Source organism: Bacillus xiapuensis, from assembly GCF_002797355.1.
Taxonomy (GTDB): domain Bacteria; phylum Bacillota; class Bacilli; order Bacillales; family Domibacillaceae; genus Bacillus_CE; species Bacillus_CE xiapuensis.
Map to the genome: position 1 here is coordinate 915,960 of NZ_KZ454939.1, position 20,443 is coordinate 936,402.

24 protein-coding genes and 4 riboswitches are annotated in these 20,443 nt (G+C 46.3%); of the genes, 17 read left to right on the forward strand and 7 right to left on the reverse strand.

Features of this window, described 5'->3' with window-relative positions:
- Nucleotides 1-38: 38 nt before the first annotated feature.
- Nucleotides 39-194 (reverse strand): hypothetical protein, encoded by a 156-nt coding sequence (locus CEF20_RS17480; RefSeq protein WP_100330688.1) that lies wholly within the window; start codon nucleotides 192-194, stop codon nucleotides 39-41.
- Here CEF20_RS17480 and CEF20_RS17030 point away from each other — a divergent pair.
- Nucleotides 121-360 (forward strand): hypothetical protein, encoded by a 240-nt coding sequence (locus tag CEF20_RS17030; RefSeq protein ID WP_232713375.1) that lies wholly within the window; start codon nucleotides 121-123, stop codon nucleotides 358-360. The genes CEF20_RS17480 and CEF20_RS17030 overlap by 74 nt on opposite strands.
- 147 nt (nucleotides 361-507) lie before the next feature.
- Here the strand turns inward: CEF20_RS17030 and CEF20_RS04615 are convergent, their stop codons facing one another.
- Nucleotides 508-1,764, reverse strand: coding sequence for a hemolysin family protein (locus CEF20_RS04615; protein WP_100330689.1), 1,257 nt, complete (start codon nucleotides 1,762-1,764; stop codon nucleotides 508-510).
- Between the two features lie 163 nt (nucleotides 1,765-1,927).
- Between CEF20_RS04615 and CEF20_RS04620 the strand changes: the two genes are divergently transcribed.
- From CEF20_RS04620 to CEF20_RS04635, 4 genes are all read left to right on the forward strand, one after another.
- Nucleotides 1,928-2,758 carry a superoxide dismutase gene (locus CEF20_RS04620; protein ID WP_100330690.1) on the forward strand — a complete coding sequence of 277 codons (831 nt, stop codon included), beginning with the start codon at nucleotides 1,928-1,930 and terminating at the stop codon, nucleotides 2,756-2,758.
- A 63-nt stretch (nucleotides 2,759-2,821) separates the two neighbouring features.
- Nucleotides 2,822-3,017: riboswitch (cobalamin riboswitch) on the forward strand.
- Nucleotides 3,018-3,162: 145 nt separating this feature from the next.
- Complete coding sequence (locus CEF20_RS04625) at nucleotides 3,163-4,266, forward strand: FecCD family ABC transporter permease (protein WP_198508468.1); 1,104 nt, start codon at nucleotides 3,163-3,165, stop codon at nucleotides 4,264-4,266.
- Nucleotides 4,263-5,030, forward strand: a complete 768-nt coding sequence (locus CEF20_RS04630; RefSeq protein WP_232713376.1) for a heme ABC transporter ATP-binding protein — start codon at nucleotides 4,263-4,265, stop codon at nucleotides 5,028-5,030. The genes CEF20_RS04625 and CEF20_RS04630 overlap by 4 nt, the downstream gene beginning before the upstream one ends.
- A gap of 13 nt (nucleotides 5,031-5,043) precedes the next feature.
- Nucleotides 5,044-6,018, forward strand: a complete 975-nt coding sequence (locus CEF20_RS04635) for an ABC transporter substrate-binding protein (RefSeq protein ID WP_100330693.1) — start codon at nucleotides 5,044-5,046, stop codon at nucleotides 6,016-6,018.
- Nucleotides 6,019-6,114: 96 nt separating this feature from the next.
- Here CEF20_RS04635 and CEF20_RS04640 read toward each other — a convergent pair whose 3' ends face one another.
- Nucleotides 6,115-6,486 carry a YuzC family spore coat inner layer protein gene (locus CEF20_RS04640; RefSeq protein ID WP_100330694.1) on the reverse strand — a complete coding sequence of 124 codons (372 nt, stop codon included), beginning with the start codon at nucleotides 6,484-6,486 and terminating at the stop codon, nucleotides 6,115-6,117.
- Nucleotides 6,487-6,630: 144 nt separating this feature from the next.
- A riboswitch (TPP riboswitch) is annotated at nucleotides 6,631-6,738 on the forward strand.
- Nucleotides 6,739-7,019: 281 nt separating this feature from the next.
- Here CEF20_RS04640 and tenA point away from each other — a divergent pair.
- The 8 genes from tenA to CEF20_RS16530 all read left to right on the forward strand — a co-directional run bounded on the left by tenA (nucleotide 7,020) and on the right by CEF20_RS16530 (nucleotide 13,254).
- Nucleotides 7,020-7,691 carry a thiaminase II gene (gene tenA, locus CEF20_RS04645; RefSeq protein WP_100330695.1) on the forward strand — a complete coding sequence of 224 codons (672 nt, stop codon included), beginning with the start codon at nucleotides 7,020-7,022 and terminating at the stop codon, nucleotides 7,689-7,691.
- Nucleotides 7,692-7,781: 90 nt separating this feature from the next.
- Nucleotides 7,782-8,180, forward strand: a complete 399-nt coding sequence (locus tag CEF20_RS04650; protein ID WP_100330696.1) for a GNAT family N-acetyltransferase — start codon at nucleotides 7,782-7,784, stop codon at nucleotides 8,178-8,180.
- 91 nt (nucleotides 8,181-8,271) lie between these two features.
- Entirely contained in the window at nucleotides 8,272-9,078 is an 807-nt protein-coding gene (locus CEF20_RS04655) for a uroporphyrinogen-III synthase (protein ID WP_100332000.1), read from the forward strand.
- Nucleotides 9,079-9,129: 51 nt separating this feature from the next.
- Nucleotides 9,130-9,239: riboswitch (TPP riboswitch) on the forward strand.
- 78 nt (nucleotides 9,240-9,317) lie between these two features.
- Nucleotides 9,318-10,124 carry a hydroxyethylthiazole kinase gene (thiM, locus tag CEF20_RS04660; RefSeq protein ID WP_100330697.1) on the forward strand — a complete coding sequence of 269 codons (807 nt, stop codon included), beginning with the start codon at nucleotides 9,318-9,320 and terminating at the stop codon, nucleotides 10,122-10,124.
- 28 nt (nucleotides 10,125-10,152) lie between these two features.
- The gene (thiD, locus tag CEF20_RS04665) at nucleotides 10,153-10,974 is read left to right on the forward strand and encodes a bifunctional hydroxymethylpyrimidine kinase/phosphomethylpyrimidine kinase (protein WP_100330698.1); all 822 of its coding nucleotides are present in this window, start codon (nucleotides 10,153-10,155) and stop codon (nucleotides 10,972-10,974) included.
- Nucleotides 10,967-11,626, forward strand: coding sequence for a thiamine phosphate synthase (thiE, locus tag CEF20_RS04670; RefSeq protein ID WP_100330699.1), 660 nt, complete (start codon nucleotides 10,967-10,969; stop codon nucleotides 11,624-11,626). Before thiD ends, thiE begins: the two co-directional genes overlap by 8 nt.
- Nucleotides 11,627-12,335: 709 nt before the next feature.
- Entirely contained in the window at nucleotides 12,336-13,103 is a 768-nt protein-coding gene (locus CEF20_RS04675; RefSeq protein WP_100330700.1) for a TraR/DksA C4-type zinc finger protein, read from the forward strand.
- The gene (locus tag CEF20_RS16530) at nucleotides 13,096-13,254 is read left to right on the forward strand and encodes a hypothetical protein (protein ID WP_157796196.1); all 159 of its coding nucleotides are present in this window, start codon (nucleotides 13,096-13,098) and stop codon (nucleotides 13,252-13,254) included. Before CEF20_RS04675 ends, CEF20_RS16530 begins: the two co-directional genes overlap by 8 nt.
- A gap of 139 nt (nucleotides 13,255-13,393) precedes the next feature.
- Here the strand turns inward: CEF20_RS16530 and bioF are convergent, their stop codons facing one another.
- Genes bioF through CEF20_RS04690 form a run of 3 tightly spaced genes read right to left on the reverse strand, consistent with a single transcriptional unit; the run spans nucleotide 13,394 to nucleotide 15,801 of the window.
- Nucleotides 13,394-14,560 carry an 8-amino-7-oxononanoate synthase gene (gene bioF, locus CEF20_RS04680; RefSeq protein WP_100330701.1) on the reverse strand — a complete coding sequence of 389 codons (1,167 nt, stop codon included), beginning with the start codon at nucleotides 14,558-14,560 and terminating at the stop codon, nucleotides 13,394-13,396.
- On the reverse strand, nucleotides 14,535-15,299 hold the full coding sequence (bioW, locus tag CEF20_RS04685; RefSeq protein WP_100330702.1) for a 6-carboxyhexanoate--CoA ligase: 765 nt from the start codon (nucleotides 15,297-15,299) through the stop codon (nucleotides 14,535-14,537). The genes bioF and bioW overlap by 26 nt, the downstream gene beginning before the upstream one ends.
- The gene (locus tag CEF20_RS04690; protein WP_100330703.1) at nucleotides 15,286-15,801 is read right to left on the reverse strand and encodes a hypothetical protein; all 516 of its coding nucleotides are present in this window, start codon (nucleotides 15,799-15,801) and stop codon (nucleotides 15,286-15,288) included. The genes bioW and CEF20_RS04690 overlap by 14 nt, the downstream gene beginning before the upstream one ends.
- 230 nt (nucleotides 15,802-16,031) lie before the next feature.
- On the opposite strand from CEF20_RS04690, the gene CEF20_RS04695 reads away from it, so the two are divergent.
- The 4 genes from CEF20_RS04695 (at nucleotide 16,032) to CEF20_RS04710 (ending at nucleotide 19,951) form a co-directional block, all read left to right on the forward strand.
- Complete coding sequence (locus tag CEF20_RS04695; RefSeq protein WP_100330704.1) at nucleotides 16,032-16,928, forward strand: diacylglycerol/lipid kinase family protein; 897 nt, start codon at nucleotides 16,032-16,034, stop codon at nucleotides 16,926-16,928.
- A gap of 223 nt (nucleotides 16,929-17,151) precedes the next feature.
- Nucleotides 17,152-17,261: riboswitch (SAM riboswitch) on the forward strand.
- Between the two features lie 160 nt (nucleotides 17,262-17,421).
- Nucleotides 17,422-18,237, forward strand: a complete 816-nt coding sequence (locus CEF20_RS04700; RefSeq protein ID WP_100330705.1) for a MetQ/NlpA family ABC transporter substrate-binding protein — start codon at nucleotides 17,422-17,424, stop codon at nucleotides 18,235-18,237.
- 27 nt (nucleotides 18,238-18,264) lie between these two features.
- On the forward strand, nucleotides 18,265-19,305 hold the full coding sequence (locus CEF20_RS04705) for a methionine ABC transporter ATP-binding protein (protein WP_100330706.1): 1,041 nt from the start codon (nucleotides 18,265-18,267) through the stop codon (nucleotides 19,303-19,305).
- Nucleotides 19,286-19,951, forward strand: coding sequence for a methionine ABC transporter permease (locus tag CEF20_RS04710; RefSeq protein ID WP_100332001.1), 666 nt, complete (start codon nucleotides 19,286-19,288; stop codon nucleotides 19,949-19,951). The genes CEF20_RS04705 and CEF20_RS04710 overlap by 20 nt, the downstream gene beginning before the upstream one ends.
- Before the next feature lie 82 nt (nucleotides 19,952-20,033).
- Here CEF20_RS04710 and CEF20_RS04715 read toward each other — a convergent pair whose 3' ends face one another.
- A complete protein-coding gene (locus CEF20_RS04715; protein WP_100330707.1) occupies nucleotides 20,034-20,309 on the reverse strand; it encodes a hypothetical protein in 276 nt (91 codons plus the stop codon).
- Between the last annotated feature and the right edge of the window lie 134 nt (nucleotides 20,310-20,443).

The following is a 20,443-nucleotide window of genomic DNA, read 5'->3' on the forward strand; positions in this document are numbered from 1 at the left end:
GAGCACCCGAGCGAAACTTCGGTGTTCTCCTCTTTGTTTTACTTCACATCTCCAATTGAAGCAGGATCCTTTTCGGGGCAGAAAGTTTTGGCCAAATACATATGGAAGAACCACTCGCCTATGGCAATAGATGTAGAAGAGAGAACGATAGCGGTGAACAGCGGGATAACTGTTTCGGCTATCATTGCTCCCATGATCCAGGTGCCTAGTGCAGCTCATCCAAAGTCACAAGTCGTTGCTGCCATGTTCGTTGAATTCCGGAAGATCAGCAAATTCCTAATGATATACGTGCTGACTGTGAGCGCAGCACTAGTTAGGATGACATTGATATTGACATATCATAAACAAGCCTTAGCGTAATAAGCAACACTGCTTTTATGTGATCCAATGAAATACCTTAATCATTCTTTACCCGGAAGGGAACTATTTAATCCCAAAACTTGGATTAAGCAGCGGAAGGCAAAGCAGTCCAGGCGTTTGCGGGAAGCGCCTGGACGGTCAATCAAGCTATGATTTTGGAGCTGTTGGAGGTTCGCTGATAAACGTTTTTGTGATTTTCACTTTCTTAATCCGGTTGTATTCCATTTCTTTGATTTCAAAAAGGAGATGGTGGTATTTTAACGTCTCTCCTTCTGTCGGAATATGACCAAATTCTTTGAATAAGAAGCTGGCTAAAAAACCCTCCGCTTCCGGAATTTTCGTATTAAAGGCTTGGTTCAAGCGGGGGATTGATAATCGGCCGCTACAAATCATATGTGTATCGGTTAGTTCCTGAATGAGCACTTCTTCATCTTGGTCGGTTTCATCTTCAATTTCGAGACCGATCATCGCTTCAATAATATCTTCATGGGTGATGATTCCGGCTGTTCCTCCGTATTCATCCAGCACGATGGCGATATGCTTCTTCTCTTTCAGCATCATCTTAAATACTCTTTCAATGGGCGTCGATTCCACGATGAACAGCGGATGATTATCCGCAAATTGTTCCAATGGAGCCTCCGGTGTCAGCGACCACTTCAGCAGCATCTTAGAATGGAACACCCCGACAATATGGTCCATATCGCCGTTATAGACCGGATATCTCGTGTAATTATGATCTAAAATAATCGATTGGGCTTCTTCGTAGCTACTGCCGACTGGAATCCCGACAATATCCATTCTGGGCGTTTTTAATGCATCATGCACACCCTTTGCGTAGAAGTCGATCATGCCTTTGATTCTTAATGTTTCTTCACTTTGGAAAGTCCCTTCCTGAGAAGCGATATCCACCATCGTCTTTAATTCCTCTTTAGAAAAAGAAACTGGCTTTGCCTTTCCTTTTGAAAGAAAAGAAATAATGAATCCAGTGAACTTGGATAATAAAAAAGTGATCGGCTTTAACAGCACAAGAAGCAAGGAAATGACGGGCACCACTTTGTAAGCGATTCTGTCGGAAAAGGTAGCTGCGATCGTTTTGGGCAGCACTTCGCCAAAGATAATCAGAAAGACTGTCAATATGCCGGTAGCGATTCCGACATTAATGCCGTATTGAATGGCGATAATCGTAACCAGCGTCGGCAGCATAATATTGGCGATATTGTTGCCAATTAAAATGGCCGTAATGAGTTCATCCGGCTTGGATACAAGTGCAAGCAACCGTCTGGCTTTTTTATCATTGTTTTCTGCTCTCGTTTTCAATTTCATTTTGTTCACAGCCGTAAGGGCTGTTTCGCTTCCGGATAGGAAAGCAGACATCATAATAAAAAATAAAATAGCCAAAAACATAGTTAACCTCCAATGGGAAGATATATAGTAAACAAACATACCCTTTTTATTATGTCAAAAAACGGCTGTTTCATAAACAAATACGCTTGTACTCTCAAGATTGGTCACCAATAAAGATGCCGGAGCATATGTTAAAAGTGCCTAGAAAGGGGGAAGCGCATTAATGAGTGTTCAGCAGTATTTGAAGGACGCTAAACAATGGTGCGAAGAAGTGAGTCAAGCAATGGAGATGGAGCCGCAGCTGTTAAACAGCTGGCAAGAGCAGCTGAAAGAAATAGAACAGGCGGCTGGCAATGAGAAGGAGAAGGATGTTCTTGCAGAAAAAGTACAGTCTTTATACAGGGAATGGGATGAATTTTATCAAAGGCTGGAAGGACGGGAAGTGCCGATTGGAGGCCATAAGCTTCCGCCGCTTCCATACCGTTACAATGCTTTAGAGCCGTATATTGATGAGGAGACGATGCGGCTGCATCATGATATTCATCACCAAAGCTATGTCGATGGATTAAATAAAGCAGAAAAGGAAATGGCGAAGGCTCGCAGGACGAATGATTTTGCACTGATCAAGCATTGGGAGAGGGAAGCCGCTTTTAACGGGGCAGGGCATTATCTTCACTCCATCTTCTGGAAAGTGATGTGCCCCTCCGGCGGCGGTAAACCCGCAGGTGGGCTTGAACGGGAGCTAGCGCATTCCTTTGGCAGCTTTTCAGATTTTAAAAAGCATTTTTCAGCTGCCGCAGAAAAAGTCGAAGGAGGAGGCTGGGCCATTCTAGTGTGGTCGCCTCAGGCGCAGCGGATGGAAATCCTGCAAGCGGAAAAACATCAGAATTTAAGCCAGTGGGATGTTGTTCCATTGCTTGTTCTGGACGTGTGGGAGCACGCTTATTATTTAAAATATAAAACAAAGAGAAAAGAGTATATTGAGAACTGGTGGAATATTGTGTGCTGGGACGAAGTGCATAAAAGACTGAAGCGGGCTAAAAAGCATGGATAAGCACCTAATGATCACTAGGTGCATTGCTTATTTCCTCTAATTGTATTAAACTTAAGATAATTTTAATTTAATAGAAAATTTGGTGCCTTTGTGCGAGCGAAGGGTAACAGGGAATCGGGTGGAAATCCCGAGCGGTCCCGCCACTGTAACCGGAAAGTTCTCTTTTCACAGCGTCACTTGACAGCTATTGCGTCGGGGAAGACGAAGAGAGCGCGCTTGATTCGGAAGCCAGGAGACCTACCAAGTTTTTGATCGTCAGCTTTTGCCTTCGCGGAGAGGAAAGGTGTTTGCAAGCGAACAGCTTCAGCAGGCTTGCTTAAGTCTGCTTATTGGGATGCCATGACCTATTCTGCATGAAAAGAATAGGTTTTTTTGTTGAAAAAAACAGAAAGGCAGGTGTTGGAATGAGTGCACCATCTGCAGCTAAGCTGCAAAGAAATCAGCTTATAGCTGATCGAAAGAAGAAATGGTTTCCTTTCTTAGTCAGCATCTTGGTCATCCTGCTTATGGTATCGGTTACGGCCGCAGTCACAAAGGGGCCGGTCGCGATGTCAGCGGTCAGGGCATGGAAGATCATTCTTTTCCAAGTGCCTTGGATTGGGCAATGGGTCGAGCCGGATTGGACGCAGGCGCAAGCCCATATTATTTGGAATATTCGATTGCCGAGAGTTCTTCTTGGCGCTGTGGTAGGCGCGGGTCTTTCAGCGGCTGGTGTGGTTATCCAGGCCCTCGTGCGAAATCCTTTGGCTGATCCATACATACTCGGTGTGTCATCTGGTGCTTCTGTCGCCGCTGCGCTCGTTCTATTATTTGGCGCTTTCTCATTTTTGGGACCGTATTCATTATCCATCGGGGCTTTTTTCGGAGCGGCTTGTTCAATGGTGCTCGTCTATATGCTGGCCAAAATCGGAGGCAAAATCCTGACTTCTAGGCTGCTGCTAGCCGGCATCGCGGTCTCGCTGACGATGTCGGCCGCAACTAATTTTATCGTGACGATGGCTCCGAGAGATGCAGAAATCCGTGAAGCAATGTTTTGGATGATGGGCAGTCTAGCGGGAGCCAAATGGGAGTATGTAGGAGCCCCGGCCACTTTTATTCTCCTATGCTCGCTTTTTCTGCTTCTTTATTCCGAAACATTGAATGCTTTATTAATGGGGGAAGAAGCGGCTAATACGCTTGGGGTAAATACGGAATTGTTCCGAAAAGTGCTCATCATCATTTTGTCGTTAATGACAGGAGCTGTGGTGGCTGTAAGCGGCTCGATCGGATTCATCGGCCTAATGATCCCCCATATAGCCCGCTTTTTGACCGGTTCTGATCATAAGCGTGTCCTTCCTGTCAGTCTTCTTCTTGGCATGCTGATGGTGATATGGTCGGACACTATTGCGCGAACTCTGTTTGCTCCTCAAGAGCTGCCAATTGGCGTCGTCACGGCTTTATGCGGGGGGCCATTCTTTATCTGGCTGCTGCGCCGGAGCTCGTATGCGTTTGGAGGTGTCCGTTCTTGAAGCTTTCTGTAAAAGAAATAACCTGCTCGGCATCCGGTAGGAATATTATAGAGGATGTTACATTAACGGTTGATAAAGGGCAATTCGTTGGGGTGGTCGGGCCGAATGGCAGCGGGAAATCTACGCTGCTTAAGTGTTCATCCCGTCTGCTGAAACCAAAAAACGGAGCGGTGTGGCTGAATGAAAAGCCGCTTTATGAAATGACAGTGAAACAGACAGCCAAGCAGCTCTCTCTTGTTCAGCAAGAAAACGCCCTTTCATTTGAATTTTCTGTAGAAGAAATGGTCGGAATGGGCAGGTATCCGCATAAAAAGCATTTTCAATCAGAAACGGCAGAAGACAGGCAAATTATTAAGGAAGCTTTAAAGCGGACGGGACTGAGCGGTTATGAAGAAAGAAGCTACTTTCATTTATCCGGAGGAGAGAAGCAAAGGGTGCTGATTGCTAGAGCGCTGGCTCAACAAGCGGAATTGATCCTATTAGATGAGCCCACCAATCACTTGGATATTCACCATCAGCTTCAGCTTCTCCAGCTTGTAAAGAAACTGAAGCTGACGGCGTTAGCGGCTTTGCATGATTTAAATTTAGCTGCGTATTTTTGCGATTATTTATATGTGATGAAAGGGGGGAGAATAGCGGCTGAAGGATTTCCAGAAAAAGTATTAACCGCTGATTTATTGAACGAGGTTTTCGCTGTAGAAGCGGAGGTGGTGCTCCATCCGCGAACGAAAAAACCGCATATTACTTTTATTTCCCCTATGTAAGGAGCTTTCTATGATGAAGAAAATGAGTTTATTGACAATCCCTGCAATCGTGATCATGGCTGTCTTTTGGCTGCTTTTGGAGCCAGAAGAAGAGAAGAGAGAAACAAAAGGTAAGCAACCAGCGGATCAAATCCAAATTGAGAATATGGGAAACACGCTTACTATAGACAAACCTCCTAAAAGAGCGGTAGCGCTGAATCAGCATGCGGCAGAAATTATGCTTGCTTTAGGACTGGAAGAGGCGATGGTGGGAACGGCATATTTGGATGATCACATTTTGCCTGAATTTAAACAAGCATACGATCAAATCCCGGTTCTATCCAAGCAATATCCTTCTAAAGAAATCTTTTTTGCAGCAGAACCGGATTTCGCTTACGCCGGCTGGAAGACGGCATTTACAGAAAAGTCCCTCGGTACTGTCGGTGAGTTGAAGGAAGCGGGGATCCCGGCATATATTCAGGAGTCTTCTAATAAGCCGGCTCCTGTGCTGGAGGATGTCTATCGGGACATCCGTAATATCGGCCGCATCTTTGCTGTAGAAAAGCGGGCGGAAAAGGTCATTGCCCAAATGAAACGGGAAATAGGAGAAATCCGAAAGAAAATCGGGGAAGCGGACGAGCCGCAGAGTGTTTTTGTTTATGACAGCGGTCAAGCTCAACCGACAACAGCGGCTAATAATTATTTAACCCATCTGATTGACATAGCAGGAGGGCAAAACATCTTTTCAGATATAAACAAGGGATGGGCAACAGTCAATTGGGAAAGCGTCATTGACCGGAAGCCGGATGTCATCATCATTATGGATTATGGTGATCAAACGGTTGCTGAAAAGAAAAAGTACCTGCTATCGAAGAAAGAGCTGGCAGATGTCCCTGCAGTGAAGAATAAACGGTGGATGGTCCTGCCGCTTTCGGCTGGTGCGGAAGGAATTCGCGCGCCGCTTGCCCTGAGAGCTATTGCTGAAGGACTCCATCCTGATAAATTTTAGAATAAAACCACTTTTTTTCAGCGGCTGCCGCCTAATGTCAGCATAGAGAAGCAGCATGTCTAACGCCGGAACGGTAGGAGGTTCTTCGCTATAAAGCTATTGCCAGCGCAGCACTATGATAAGATGACAGCAGCCGGCTGTCCCATCCGCCGGACTCAGCTCGATGTGCAGGGAGTCGGGAGTATAAGTAATGGCTGTTTTGGAAGTAATGCCAGCTGATTTAATCAGCCTCTCTACTTCTTTCTGTTTCGATTGCTGGGCAGCCGTCATCACTTGATAAGCGAAGGCAGAAGAGTCTGCCAGCTTATTTAATAGCAAGCTTGTTTCCGCCACGAGTTTTTTCATGGATCGGACTGACAGCTTCAATTGAGCTGTATTGATTGGAGGAAATGGTCTTTGACTGTAAACAGGGTTGGGCAGAATTGGAGGGGCTGGCAAGGATGTGGCAGGCTGATAAAAGTAGTACACAACGATTCACTCCTTGTGGGCATTCATTTGGTATAATATACGTTTTCTTTTTGAATAAGTGAATGTGTTCAGAACCAAAAGCCAAAATGATTGAACGCACTTCTGCATTATGTTAAAACTAAGGAAAATTCAAAATGGAATCATTATCACCGCTAGGGGTGCTTTTTTTAAAAAGCTGAGAGAGGCCTGCTGCCTCAACCCTTACAACCTGAACTAGATAATGCTAGCGGAGGGAAGAGGTGCTGATATCTGAGCGTTTGTCAAACTTGCTTTGACCTAAGCGCCATAAGGTAGGTACAGCTGCTTCTTTCAAAAGAGGCAGCTTATTTTTTTTAGCGTCCATTCAAGTTGTTGCAAGACGTTCCCTTCATGAATGGAGCGGGGAATCAAAACTTTAAGCGGGGGGCGGATTAATGGCATGCAGAAAAAATGGTGCGATGAGCCCTGAAAGGGGGATGAAAAGTACTTGCTGCGAAGGAATATCGCTTTTCCGATGAGTGTAACCGAATTTAAAAAATAAGGAGCTGACAGCTATGAAATTCAGTGAAAGATTGCATAAGACATTAAAGCCGGTTTGGAGGCAAAACCACAGCCATCCATTTGTGCAAGAAATGGGGGATGGAACGCTTGACCCGAGGAAATTTCGCTTTTATATGATACAGGATTATTTGTATTTAATTGAGTATTCTAAAGTGTTCGCTTTAGGGGCTGTCAAAGCAAATGATGTAGAAACAATGGGGAAATTCGCAGCGCTGCTGGACTCGACATTAAATATGGAGATGTCGCTTCATCGCCAATATGCCGCCCGCTTTGGCATATCAGCACAGGAATTGGAGCAGGCGAAGCCATCGCCGACGACGCTCGCTTACACCCATTATATGCTGCATGTTAGTCAAAATGGGGGATTGCCTGAAGTGCTTGCTGCCTTGCTGCCATGCGCTTGGAGCTATTGGGAAATCGGCAAAGAGCTGAGTGAAATTCCGGGAGCGAGCAATCATGAGCTTTACGGAGAATGGATTCAAATGTACAGCTCAGAAGAATTCGGCCAAATGGCTACCTGGTGCATTGAGCTTTTGGATAAATATACAGCAGGAAAAGCGGAAGCTGAATTACAGCGGCTAGAGGAGATCTTTTTGAATACGACTCGATTTGAATATCTGTTTTGGGAGATGGCTTATCAGGAAACGATGTGGCCAAACGATTGAAAGTGAGAAGAAAAGCGCTGTTTAACTGGGCATAGCAAGAGGAGAATTTTGCAGAAGCGCTCATTTTAGCATGAGAAAAGGAGGAGGCAAATGGATATTCACTACACATTTGAAACCGACCGGATGACAAAGTCAGACTTAGAAAAATTATTTTTAGCGCTGGATTGGGAATCGGGGAAATTTCCCGATAAACTATACGAAGCGATGATTCGCTCCCATTCCGTTGTGACCGCTTGGAAAGGTGAGCAGCTCGTTGGTCTCGCGAACGCGCTCTCGGACGGTGCGCTTACAGTTTATTTCCATTATGTATTAACCGATCCTGCCTATCAGGGACGAGGCATCGGCCGTCACATGATGGAATTAATGCTAGAAAAATATAAAGACTACTATACGAAAGTCTTAATCTCCTATCCGCAAGCCGTCCGCTTTTATAAACGCCTTGGGTTTCAGCCAGAAAATGAGAGCATGCCAATGTATAGATGGAACTAGAACCCCGCCCAAAAGAGGGAGCATCCTTTAAGTAATCTTATTGGCTTAATAAGCTTTATGTTATAATGAAATGAAAAAGCGAGGGATGGAAATGGGGAAAGGGTTAACGGGGAAAAGGATTGCGCTTGCAGGTTCAAGGAAAACGGAAGAAATGTCAGCGCTTGTTGAGAAACAGGGAGGAAGGGCGCTCGTCCGCCCGCTGCAGGGAACTGTTTTTCTTGCCGAGGAGCAGTTAAAGCCTGAGCTGGCGGAGCTTTTCAATCAGCCTGTGGATTGGTTCATTTTTACAACAGGCATGGGAGTGGACACGCTCTTTCAAGTATCCGGCGAGCTGAATAAGCAAGAGGCCTTCCTGACAGTAATCAGGAAAGCGAATATCGCGAGCAGAGGATATAAAACGCGGGCGGCTCTGAGAAAGCTTGGAGTGGAGCCAGCGCTGACGGATTCAGATGGGACGATGGGCGGATTGATCAAAGAGCTGGAAAAAACCGAATGGAGCAGAAAGAAAGTGGCGGTCCAGCTTCATGGGGATCCGGCTCCTCAGCTAATGGAGTATTTAACGGCTAAAGGAGCCGAGGTTCTTCAGTTGCTCCCTTATCGGCACATTGCTCCCGATCAGGTGGTAGTGTCAGCGCTGTGTGAGGAAATTCTAACCGGGCAAGTCGATGCGGTATGTTTTACAACGGCGATTCAAGTGCGCGCGCTCTTTGCTTTTGCGGAGCAAGCCGGATATGCAGGAGCGCTTCAAGCAGCCTTTCGTGAAACAACAGCGGCGGGCGCTGTGGGGAAAGTGACAGCCGAAGCCTTGAGAGAAGAAGGAGTGGCGCGGATGATCGTTCCTGAAAGAGAACGTATGGGAGCGCTCATCATCGAACTGGCTCGCCATTTTGCCGAATGAACCTTCACACTTGCAACAAATGAAACGAAGGAGTACACTTTACGCATAGCAAAATATTGGAACGGGGGCTGGCGGATGCCGGCTGAGAGTGCAGCTAATCCGCTGCTGACCGTATGAACCTGTTGGATAATGCCAGCGCAGGAATTGGAACATAATTATTCCATTGGAGCATTTGCGCTTGCAGATGCTCCTTTTTTGGGTTGGCCTTTATTACTTTTTTTAGCTGAAAGGATGTTATCATGAATACTCATAGAATAGGCAATCTGCTGACAAGGATTCGCAAGCAAAAGCCGCTGATTCACAATATAACCAATGTAGTCGTAACGAACTTTACCGCTAATGGACTGCTGGCGCTGGGGGCTTCGCCTGTGATGGCTTATGCAAAAGAAGAAGTGGGAGATATGGCGAGAATTTCCGGCGCCCTTGTATTAAACATCGGCACTCTGACTGAAGAGATAGTGGAAGCGATGATCATCGCTGGAAAAGCAGCCAACGAAGCGAATGTTCCGGTAATATTGGATCCAGTCGGAGCGGGTGCCACTTCTTATCGAACAAAATCCTCTCAGAGAATTTTAAAGGAAGTAAGAGTATCGGCCATTAGAGGAAATGCCGCTGAAATCGCTCATTTGATCGGCCGCCGCTGGGAGATTAAAGGTGTAGACGGAGGGGCAGATCAAGGAGATCGAATAGCACTTGCGAAAGAAGCGGCCGCCGCGCTGCAAACAGTCATTGTTATGACGGGAGAAAAGGATGTCATTACGGATGGAAACACGACGCATATAGCGGCAAATGGCGATGAAATGTTAACGAAAGTGACGGGAGCCGGCTGCTTGCTGACTTCTGTGGTAGGAGCGTTTGCAGCAGTAGAAGAGGATATTCTCAGCGCTTCCGCCGCCGCCGTCGTGATTTACGGAGTGGCAGCAGAGCGAGCTAAGCTGCTGATAGGAGCCAGCGGACCCGGAAGCTTTCAAGTAGAATTCTTAAACCAACTGTCTCGGCTTGAAGCAGCAGACGTTGAAGCTCATGCGGCAACGGAACTAGAGTAAATAGAATGACAGAGAGGAGCAAATGATGATGGTAAAGAAAGCGCTAACGATTGCAGGTTCGGATAGCGGCGGAGGAGCCGGCATTCAAGCAGATTTAAAGACATTCCAAGAGCTGGGCGTATTTGGCATGTCCGCGATTACAGCCATAACCGTACAAAATACTCTTGGGGTTCATGGTGTATATCCGCTGCCTGTTGCTGCCGTAAAAGAACAAATTGAAGCAATAGGGGAAGATATGGGAACGGATGCCTTGAAAACAGGGATGCTTTTCAGCAGTGACATCATTCAAGCGACGGCTGAGCAAATTCAAAAACAGGGGTGGAAAAAAGTGGTGGTAGACCCCGTTATGATCGCGAAAGGCGGTAAATCTTTGCTTGAGGAAGAAGCAATTCAAGCAATGAAGGAAGCCTTGCTTCCGTTAGCGCATGTTGTCACGCCTAATATTCCTGAAGCAGAAGTGCTGGCTGGCTTGGAGATTCGCAGCTTAGAGGATCGCAAAGAAGCGGCAAAGCGTCTGTATCAGGCTGGTGCGCGGTATGTAGTGATTAAGGGGGGGCATGCCGACGATGGCGATTCATTGATTGATTTGCTTTTTGATGGGGAGCAGTTTTCTTATTATGAAAGCGCTCGTGTGAAGACGAAGAATACACATGGGACAGGCTGTACGTTTGCCGCCGCGATCGCAGCGGAACTGGCCAAAGGGCATTCAGTATCAGAGGCGGTGGAAACAGCTTCTCAATTTGTACACGCGGCGATTGAAAGCGAATTGCATATCGGCAATGGGCACGGTCCAACGAATCATTGGGCCTATAAGAATAAAATGAGAGAAAAGGGGCTGCCAAATGACTAAAGTGAAAAAAGAAGAGATGAAGAAACTTCTGCAGCTGTATTTTATTATGGGGAGCCCTAATTGTATAATGCCCCCGGAAGAAGTGTTAGCCGCCGCGATTGAGGGAGGAGCGACTCTTTTTCAATTCCGGGAAAAAGGGGATGGAGCGCTCGCGGGAGCGGATAAAATTCAATTGGCGAAGGAGCTGCAGAGTCTTTGCATTAAGCGGGGACTTCCCTTTATCGTCAACGATGAAATTGATTTAGCGCTGAAGCTCCAGGCTGATGGTGTTCATATTGGACAGGATGATGAAGCATTGGCGGTTGTCCGCAACAAGCTGCCGGACAAAATAATCGGCGTATCCGTTCATACGATGGAAGAAGCGAAGAAAGCGATCGCAGGAGGAGCTGATTATTTGGGCATCGGTCCGATATTTGCCACAAGCACGAAAGCGGATGCTAAGCCGGTGCAAGGAACCAAGCTGATAAAAGACCTCCGGCGAGCCGGAGCGGATGTCCCGATCGTGGGGATCGGAGGCATTCACGGAGGGAACGCTGCCAAAGTTATCGCAGACGGAGCAGATGGTGTATCGGTCATTACAGCGATTAGCCAAGCCCCTTCCCCGTTAAAGGCAGCGCAAAGCTTAAAAAAGGCTGTGAATCAAAAGCGATAATGTCAAAAGACCCCTTTCACTGAGATCTGCATTCAAAAATCCAGATACGAAGATGAAACAGCTATTTAGGCGTGAGTCCGGTATGGAACGGGACTCATGCTTTTTTGTTTTATCCCGCCTGTCAGCGGCCTTTATCTCTCCCCTCAAGAGAGTAATGTCCAAGCGGGAGACCGCCGACCCTAGCAATGGGGGCTTTTTTGGGCGCATGGAGCTGTCATTATAGGCGGTTGCAGGCAACGTAAATGATGATCTCTTCATAGAATAAACTATACGATTATTTTTCAAATAGGGGGGATGAAAATGGCAGAGAAAAAAAACAATAAAAGCAAAAAACGTTCAGGCTGCGGATGCGGAAAGAGACGGCAAGTTTCCAATTCCGCCCCGTCTACCTCCCAACAGACAAAAAATGTGCAGAAACGGAGAATAGCGAATAAAAAGAAATCAATATAAGTGTGCAGGCAAAGCCGAGTGTGATTTTGCCTGCACTCTTTTTTTAGAGGGGAAACGAAAGCCGCAAGCGACCCTTCCATTTTACAAGAGCCTTAACAGTTCCCGTCAGAAGCCTCTTTAAGGAAACAGCAAGATGCAGTCTGATGAGGAGACACATCCCCGCAAGAAAGCAGGACATCCCATTATTCATTCATAAAGTTCTCCTCATTAAACCATACTATTGAATGGATCGGAAATTTGCTTAAGGAGAGGGAACTCTATGTTAACACCTGAGCAGCTATTGGCTTTTGAATCGCAGTTAACTCAAGAAAAGGCTGAGGCGGAAAAGAGACTTCAAGACAATCATCATTTTGACTTGGAAAGGGGCCATTATCATGATTCCATGGGGGAGCTGTCCAGTTATGACAATCACCCTGCTGATGAAGGGACTGCATTGTATGAAAGAGGAAAAGATCTGGCCCTCAATGAGCATGAAGAGAGAGCGTTAGATGATATAAACAAAGCTCTAGAAGCGATCAAGAATGGCACATATGGCGAATGTGCTATTTGCGGTAAAGATATCGCTCCCGAGAGGCTGAAAGCTGTGCCATCCACGCTGTATTGCATTGATCATACGCCAAATCAAGAGGTTTCTGAGGATCGCCCTATTGAAGAAAGTATTTTGACTCCTCCTTTTGGCAAGTTCGACAACGATGGCCGGAATGAGTCGGTGATGTATGACGCGGAAGATGCCTGGCAGGAGGTTGCCAGCTTTGGAACATCTGAAACGCCATCGGATTTTGCGGATCCTCCCGAACAATATGATGATATGTATGCGGAATCAGGGGAGAATATCGGTTATGCAGAGGACTTTGAAAATTTTGTCGGTGTTGATATAGAAGGAAAACATCCGACCGTTTATCCAAATAAGCAGCATGATTTATATGAAGAAGAGCTGGATGAAGCGGAAATGATGACATCATTTGGAGATTTGCCGGGATACGAGCATGATCCATACGTGGAAGAAACAGGAGGGGAAAATGGATAATATTAACAAAAGGAAGTTTCAAGACATTCAGAAAGATCGTCAGGCTGTATATGTGGGAAGCACGAAAAGAACAGCAGCTGTGGATGATTCTCGAGTGAATGGTCCAGAAGATACCGAGGCGGCCCCAGGTGCTGCTGGAACGAAGAAATAAATAACAAAGAAGAGACTGTCTCCTAACTTGATTGCTCAGTTAGGAGACAGCTTGTAAAAAAGGGGTTTTTCGCCTTTTCATTTCCGGGGAAATGAGCTAAAGTTCGACTCAGAGAATTCGCGGCTGTTTGAATGGAAGCTTAAATGAATGGAAGCTTCTTGCCTGTTTGAATAATGATTTTAGCCGCTCTATCGACCTGCTCATTCGTATGGCTAGCCATGAGCGTAAAACGGATGCGGCTTGTACCGGCCGGAACAGTAGGCGGCCGGATCGCTGGAGCATACACGCCTTCCTTTTCCAGCTCTTGCGAAAAACGCAAAGCAGCATCAGCCTCTCCGACAATTAAGGCGATGATTGGGGTTTCTCCTGAAACTATTGCAAAGCCTGCTTCCCTTAGCTGGCGGCGAAAAGCAGCAGACAGCTTTAAAACATGCTGTCTCCTTTCGGGTTCTTGCTGAATTTTTTCGATTGCTGCCATCCCGGCGGCAATAACGGCCGGTGACAGGGAGGTTTGGAAAATAAACGGCCGTGCAGAGTTAGCTAAATAGGTCACGATTTCTTTTGAAGCCGCCACATATCCTCCCTCTGCGGCAATCGCTTTGCTCATCGTGCCGATATGCAAGTGAATGCGCTGTTCCAGATTGAACCATTCAGCAGTTCCCCGTCCGTTTTTTCCCAGCACCCCAGCGCCATGAGCATCATCCACCATGATCCACGCTTGATAAGCCTCCGCCAGCTCCACTATGTCCGGCAGCGGCGCCAAATTGCCATCCATACTGAATACACCATCTGTTACGATCAGTTTTTTAGAGCCGGCTGGCAATTGTTTCAGCTTGCTTCGCAAATCATCCATGTTCACGTGGCGATAAACGGCCGTCTTGGCCCTGCTCAGACGGCAGCCATCAATGAGGCTGGCATGATTGAGCTCATCACTTAAGATGAAATCTCCTTTCCCCATCAGGCTGGATATGGTTCCAGTATTCGCTAAATAGCCGCTGGAAAATAAAAGAGCTGATTCTGTTCCTTTCCACTCGGCGATCATTCGCTCCAATTGTTCATGAAGACATAAATTTCCGGTTGTCAATCTGGAGCCGCCCGAGCCGGTTCCAAATAATTGAATCGCTTCGATCGCCCGCTGTTTAATAGTGTCATCATTGGCCAAGCCTAAATAATTATTGCTGGAAAACAGCAGGACCGGTTTATTTTCTAATAGGATTTCCGCATCGCTTGCTGAATCGATTCTGCGCATCTGCCGCAGCAGATGCTGGTCTTGAAGCCATTTAAGTTGAGAGGTGATGTGGCTCATTCATTTTTCCCTCCTTTCTGATCATCACAGGTACTTCTGATAAGAAATGAATATACTGGTTCATGTCTGTTTCTTCTGTGACGAAAAAAACCCTTCCCCCAGTTGGAGAGCCCTCCTTTTTTAAAGGAGAGAGACGAATATAGCCGGTTGAGCGTGATGCGACATAGCCCGTCAGGTAACGGAGGTCATCAGACCAGCAAAGCTCCGCCACCGTAAAGCTTGAAGCGGCTGTTTTGGATGCTAAAGCGACCGCTTCCTGAAGTCGTAAAGATGGCCTGTAGCCGTATGTGCCGCACCATTTAACAAATTCCCCTTCTTTCCAATCCATACGAGAGACCCGAACGGCCTTTCCGCAGGGATTCATTATGGCTCCAGTCTGGGCATTCATAATATAGGCGCCGGGATAGTCCTCGCTGGCAGATAACAAAGCAATCGCTTTTTCAGCTGCTCCTTTATGCACCCCGGCTTGGACCAAGTAGGTTTTGGCTGCCGCTTTTGCTTTATCAATAGAGTCATGTTGGGATGCGGCAGCATGAAGAGCTGTGACAAATTGAAGGCGACGTTTATCGACTCGGTCGATTGTAATGCGAATGAAATCAACTTGTCCGCGTTCGTGTGCTAGAGCTCTTGCTACTAATTCTTTCGCCTCCTCTTCAAGCTGGTGGCCGCATAGCAGCCTCTCGGAACCGGAAATGTGGCGGCCGCCGTTTTCGTGAGCTCCGCCTTCAGCGGCTCTCATTCGGATGCTGAATAGTTCTTCCTGCAAATGATTTCCCCGCCCTTTCTTTAACTAACTTAAGTATTTGGTAAAGCGGCCACGAGAGCATCGCCGTAAAAACCATTCCAGGAATCGCTCCTAAAAGCAGGGGGAATAACGGAACTCCCAGAGTGAGCGACAGCGTCCAGCGAGCAGCCGTTGTACCGATAGGACCGGCCAGAGCCACAATGGCAAATTTGGGTCCGAAAACAGCGATAACACCTCCGGCTACAAGCCGAAAGACCATGGATACTTCGATATTCAGCACATGGTGCACGCCTAATAAAAAAAGGAGAAGGCTGGCAAGGATGCCCGCTGCAAGGTAGCGCCAAAATCCAAAAGCGGCAGCAATAGCTACAGCAATCGGGGCGGACATTTGAAATTCTGTACCTGGAATCAAGGACGGCAATTTGATCATACCGCTGATTGCGATAAATGCGGCCAGCAGACTGATTAAAGCGATTTGATTGGTTTGAAGTTTCACGGGAGGCCTCCTTTATGTTAACCTAAAATATTAATATGTTAACATTTTAAAAGATTCTGCTCAGGAGGTCAATTAGAGAAGCGGGGGAGCTGTAGTCCGGCCAGCCGTGAAGGGACAGAAGTTTGCCGCTCGCACCATGCAAGTGGCCGAAAAGCCAATGGAAAATTTTTGCGGACGATTTATATCTGCCGTGATATGATGAGAGAAAAGTCAAGGCAGGAGTCGGTTGTATGTACCTCGTATTAGTGAATCCGCAGGCTGGAAAAAAGCAAGCTTTAAAGCGATGGCAGCAGGTGGAAAGAATTTTCCGAGAAAAAAGGGTTGAATATCAGCTGCTTAAAGCCCAATCAGCTTATGAAATGAGAGAAGCTTTTTGGCAGCTTGAGGTGAAAGAAAACATTAGAGCAGCGGTCATCATTGGCGGAGATGGCACCGTTCATGCCGCGATACAAGAGTTAGCGAGAAAGCATATTCCCATCGCTGTGCTGCCGGCAGGTTCAGGCAATGATCTGGCTAGAGTGTTTCAGCTGACGACGAGCCCGGATTTATTTGTAGAATCGCTTCTAAAGCATGAAATGAGAGAGCTTGATGTGCTTCAAGTGAACGGCCATTATTGCTTAACGGTTGCAGGAGTCGGCATGGATGCAGAAGTTTCCGATCGTGTCAATCGCTCCCCTTATAAAAAATGGCTGAATGTCTTTAAGATCGGATCCCTTGCATACCTCGCCAGTACGTTAACCGTTATTCGTGCTTTCCAGCCTGTTCAAGTAAATTGCCGGGTGGACAACGACCATTATATAGCGGAAAAAGTTTGGCTGCTGGCTTGCGGCAATACTCCATCATACGGCGGCGGAATGAAGATTTGTCCGCTGGCGCATCCGGCAGACGGCGTGATGGATATTGTTCTTTTGCATACGGTGAATCGGTTGGCGATCTTGACAAAACTGCTGCCGAAGGTGTTTTCCGGCAAGCATTTGAATAAGCCGGGCGTAACCTATTTAAAAGGGAAGGAAATTTACCTAACCGCTCAAAAGCCGCTTAAAGTTATGGCGGATGGAGAAGCGATCGGACAGACTCCCGTAAGAATTCGTGTGAAGGAGAGGGGAATCCAGTTCATTATGACATAAAGGCAAAAGGCGCATGGCCGTCCGGGGTGCAAAGGTTCCTGCAAGCAATAGCTGCTGATCGTATCCGGTGCTAGATTGCTTGGAAGCCTTTCTTAAAAGCGGAGAAGCTCTATCAGGGGATCAAGCGTAAGCCGAAAACAGCCTATTTATTAGAAAATTAAAAAAAGGTTGACGGATCATTATATTTTGTATATTATATTCGATATCAATTAAATAACATGATCTCTTATTGAGAGTGGTGGAGGGACTGGCCCTTTGAAGCCCGGCAACCGTTCTCGCTTCTGCGCGAGAAAAGGTGCTAAATCCTGCAAACGAAAGTTTGAGAAATGAGAGAGGAGCATCTTTTCTGTTTTGATTTTTAAGAGCCTCTCGACATTTCGAGGGGCTTTTTGCTTATTCAATAAGAGACAGGCGAAAGGAGCAAGAGAGTTCAAGACTACCATTAAAACCAACTATACCCATTTGTATAATTAAATTTAAAGAGGTGTTTACAATGAAAAAATGGTTAATATCAATTGTTTTATTGCTGGCGGTCAGTGCTTTGGCTGCATGCGGAGGAGAAAAGAAAGAAGGCCATGCCAAGGATGATGAGGGAAAAATAATTGTCGGTGTGACCGCGGGGCCGCATGAGCAAATTGTAGAGAAGGTGCAAGAAGTAGCGGCTAAAGACGGATTTGAATTTGAAATGAAAGTATTTAACGAATACGTGATGCCCAACATCGCTCTCGCTGAGGGGGAGATTGATCTAAACAGCTTCCAGCATGGCCCATATTTAGAGCAATTTAAAAAGGACCGCAATTTGGATATTACAAATGTAGCGGATACGGTTAATTACCCAATGGGAATCTACTCTAGCAAGGTCAAGGATATTAAAGAGTTGGGCAAGAAGGCAAAAATCGGTTTGCCGAATGATCCGACCAATGGAGCCCGCGCTTTGCTTCTGATGGAAGAAGCTGGGTTAATTAAGCTCAAAAAGGATGCCGGCGTGAAAGCCACATTGAAAGATATTGATGAAAACAAACTTAACTTGGAGTTCGTTGAATTGGAAGCTTCTCAAATCCCGCGCCAACTGGAAGAGCTGGATGCGGCAGCCATCAACACAAACTTTGCGATCGAGCAGGGGTTTGTGCCTGAGAAAGATTCTATTTTCATTGAGCCGAAGGACAGCCCATGGGTGAATGTCATTGCGGCGCGCACAGAGGATAAAGATGCAGATTTTGTAAAGAAATTTGTGAAATACTATCAATCCGAAGAAGTCAAACAATTTATTGAAAAAGAATTTGCCGGTTCTGCCACTGTGCCGTGGTAACAGCAACTGCTGAGGGAGGGGTCATCAATGATTGAATTGCAACATGTAACGAAGGTGTTCAATGGGAAAAAAGGAAGCACTTATGCGCTGAATGACGTGTCCCTTCATGTAAAAAAGGGAGAGGTGTTTGGAGTGATCGGCTATAGCGGAGCAGGAAAGAGCACGTTAATACGCACGGTCAATTTATTAGAGCGCCCGACATCGGGAACGGTAAAAGTGAACGGAGCCGACTTGACGTCACTGTCAAGCAGACAGCTTCGTGAAGCCCGGCAAAAGGTCGGTATGATATTTCAAGGATTTAATTTGCTGCAAACTGCGACCGTATATGACAATGTGGTCATCCCTCTTAAGCTTGCCGGCCTGAAGAAGAAGGAAGCCGCCGAGCGCGCCAAAAAATATTTGGCTGTTGTAGGTCTTGATAAGCTTCACCGTTCCTATCCCGGTGAGCTTTCCGGCGGTCAAAAGCAGCGCGTGGCCATCGCCCGCGCGCTGGCTCATGAGCCGGAAATCCTGCTTTGCGATGAAGCGACAAGCGCACTGGATCCGGATACGACAGAAGCCATCTTGGACTTGCTCTTAAAGATCAACCGCGATCTTGGTATTACGATTTTGTTAATTACCCATGAGATGAATGTCGTGCAGCGTATTTGTGATCGTGTAGCGGTTATGGAAAGCGGGCAAATCATCGAACAGGGAAGCGTAGCCGATCTGTTTACAGCACCGAAGCATAAGACGACAAGAAAGTTTATCGGCAGCGTCTTTTCTCACGATATTCCACAAAGTATGCTGGAGCATTTGCACGAAAGCGGCAAAATTGTCTTATTGTCTTTTTTTGGCCATTCATCAGAAGAGCCGGCGCTGGCTCTTGTCAGCAAATCATTCAAAGTATTCCCGAATATCCTTTCGGGCTCCATCATCCAAATGAAGGATCAGCCTTACGGACAGCTGCTTGTGCATTTACAAGGCGAGCCGGAGGAAATAGATAAAGCGATACACTTTTTGATTGAAAAAGGAGTGCAGGTGGAAGGAGAGGATCATTATGCTGTCAATGTTCAGCGAATTTCTTGATAATTGGGGAGCGGATATTTGGAAAGCGACTATTGAGACGTTTCAAATGGTGTCGATCTCCCTTGGCTTATCCATTCTGATCGGACTTCCGCTTGGCATTTTGCTTGTGCTGACAAGGCCGGGAAAGGCATTGGAAAATAAAATAGTCGCTCTTATATTGAATATGGTCATTAATGTAATCCGCTCAGTGCCGTTTATTATCTTGTTATTCTTTATTCTGCCTTTTACGAAATGGGTTGTCGGGACATCCATTGGTGTTAAAGGAGTGATTGTTCCTTTAGTCGTTTATACGGCGCCGTATATTGCAAGATTAATGGAGTCAGCGATTTTAGAAGTGAACAAGGGCGTGGTGGAAGCCTATGAGGCGATGGGAATCCCGACAGCTTTGATCGTTTGGCATGTGATGCTCCGGGAATCCCGAAGTTCGATTATTTTAGGGCTGACGATCGCCACTATAGGGCTGATTGGAGCAACTGCGATGGCTGGTCTTGTCGGCGGCGGCGGGCTTGGAGACCTGGCCTACCGCTATGGCCATCTTCGCTATGAGGCCGATGTTATGTATGTAACGGTAGCGCTTCTTATTATTTTAGTGCAAGGCTTGCAGTCGGTCGGCAATGCGGCGGCCGCAAGGTTGAAGAAAAATTAAGAGAGAAAAAGCAGCGGAATCAAATGAACTGCCCCCCTGATGGTTAGATGGTGACGACCATTGGGAGGCAGTTCATTTTTTTTTACTTAATCACTTGAAATACATGGTATTTATTCATGATGGGCTTCACTTTGAAGAGCACATGGTGAAGAATTTCACGACGGTATACAGATAGAATTGCTGGGGAAAGCTGCATCGTGTTCGTAAACTGGTCGATGCGCTGTTTAATATAGCGGATAATTTGTTCCCGGTAAAATAATGTCCGTCTTCTTATCTTTTCTTCTACTTCTTTAGAAAGTTGTACAGAAAATTGAGCAACAGAATAATTGATAGAACCACAAAACTCAGCTACTGTCATCGAGGTTTCCTCCTTCCTTCTGTCGATTCTAAGGGTGTTAACAGTATATTAACATAAACTTTACAAAACTTTAACAATTAATGCTTGGTTATTTATTATTTATATGATATGTAAGCAGAAAAATGCAGGCAAAA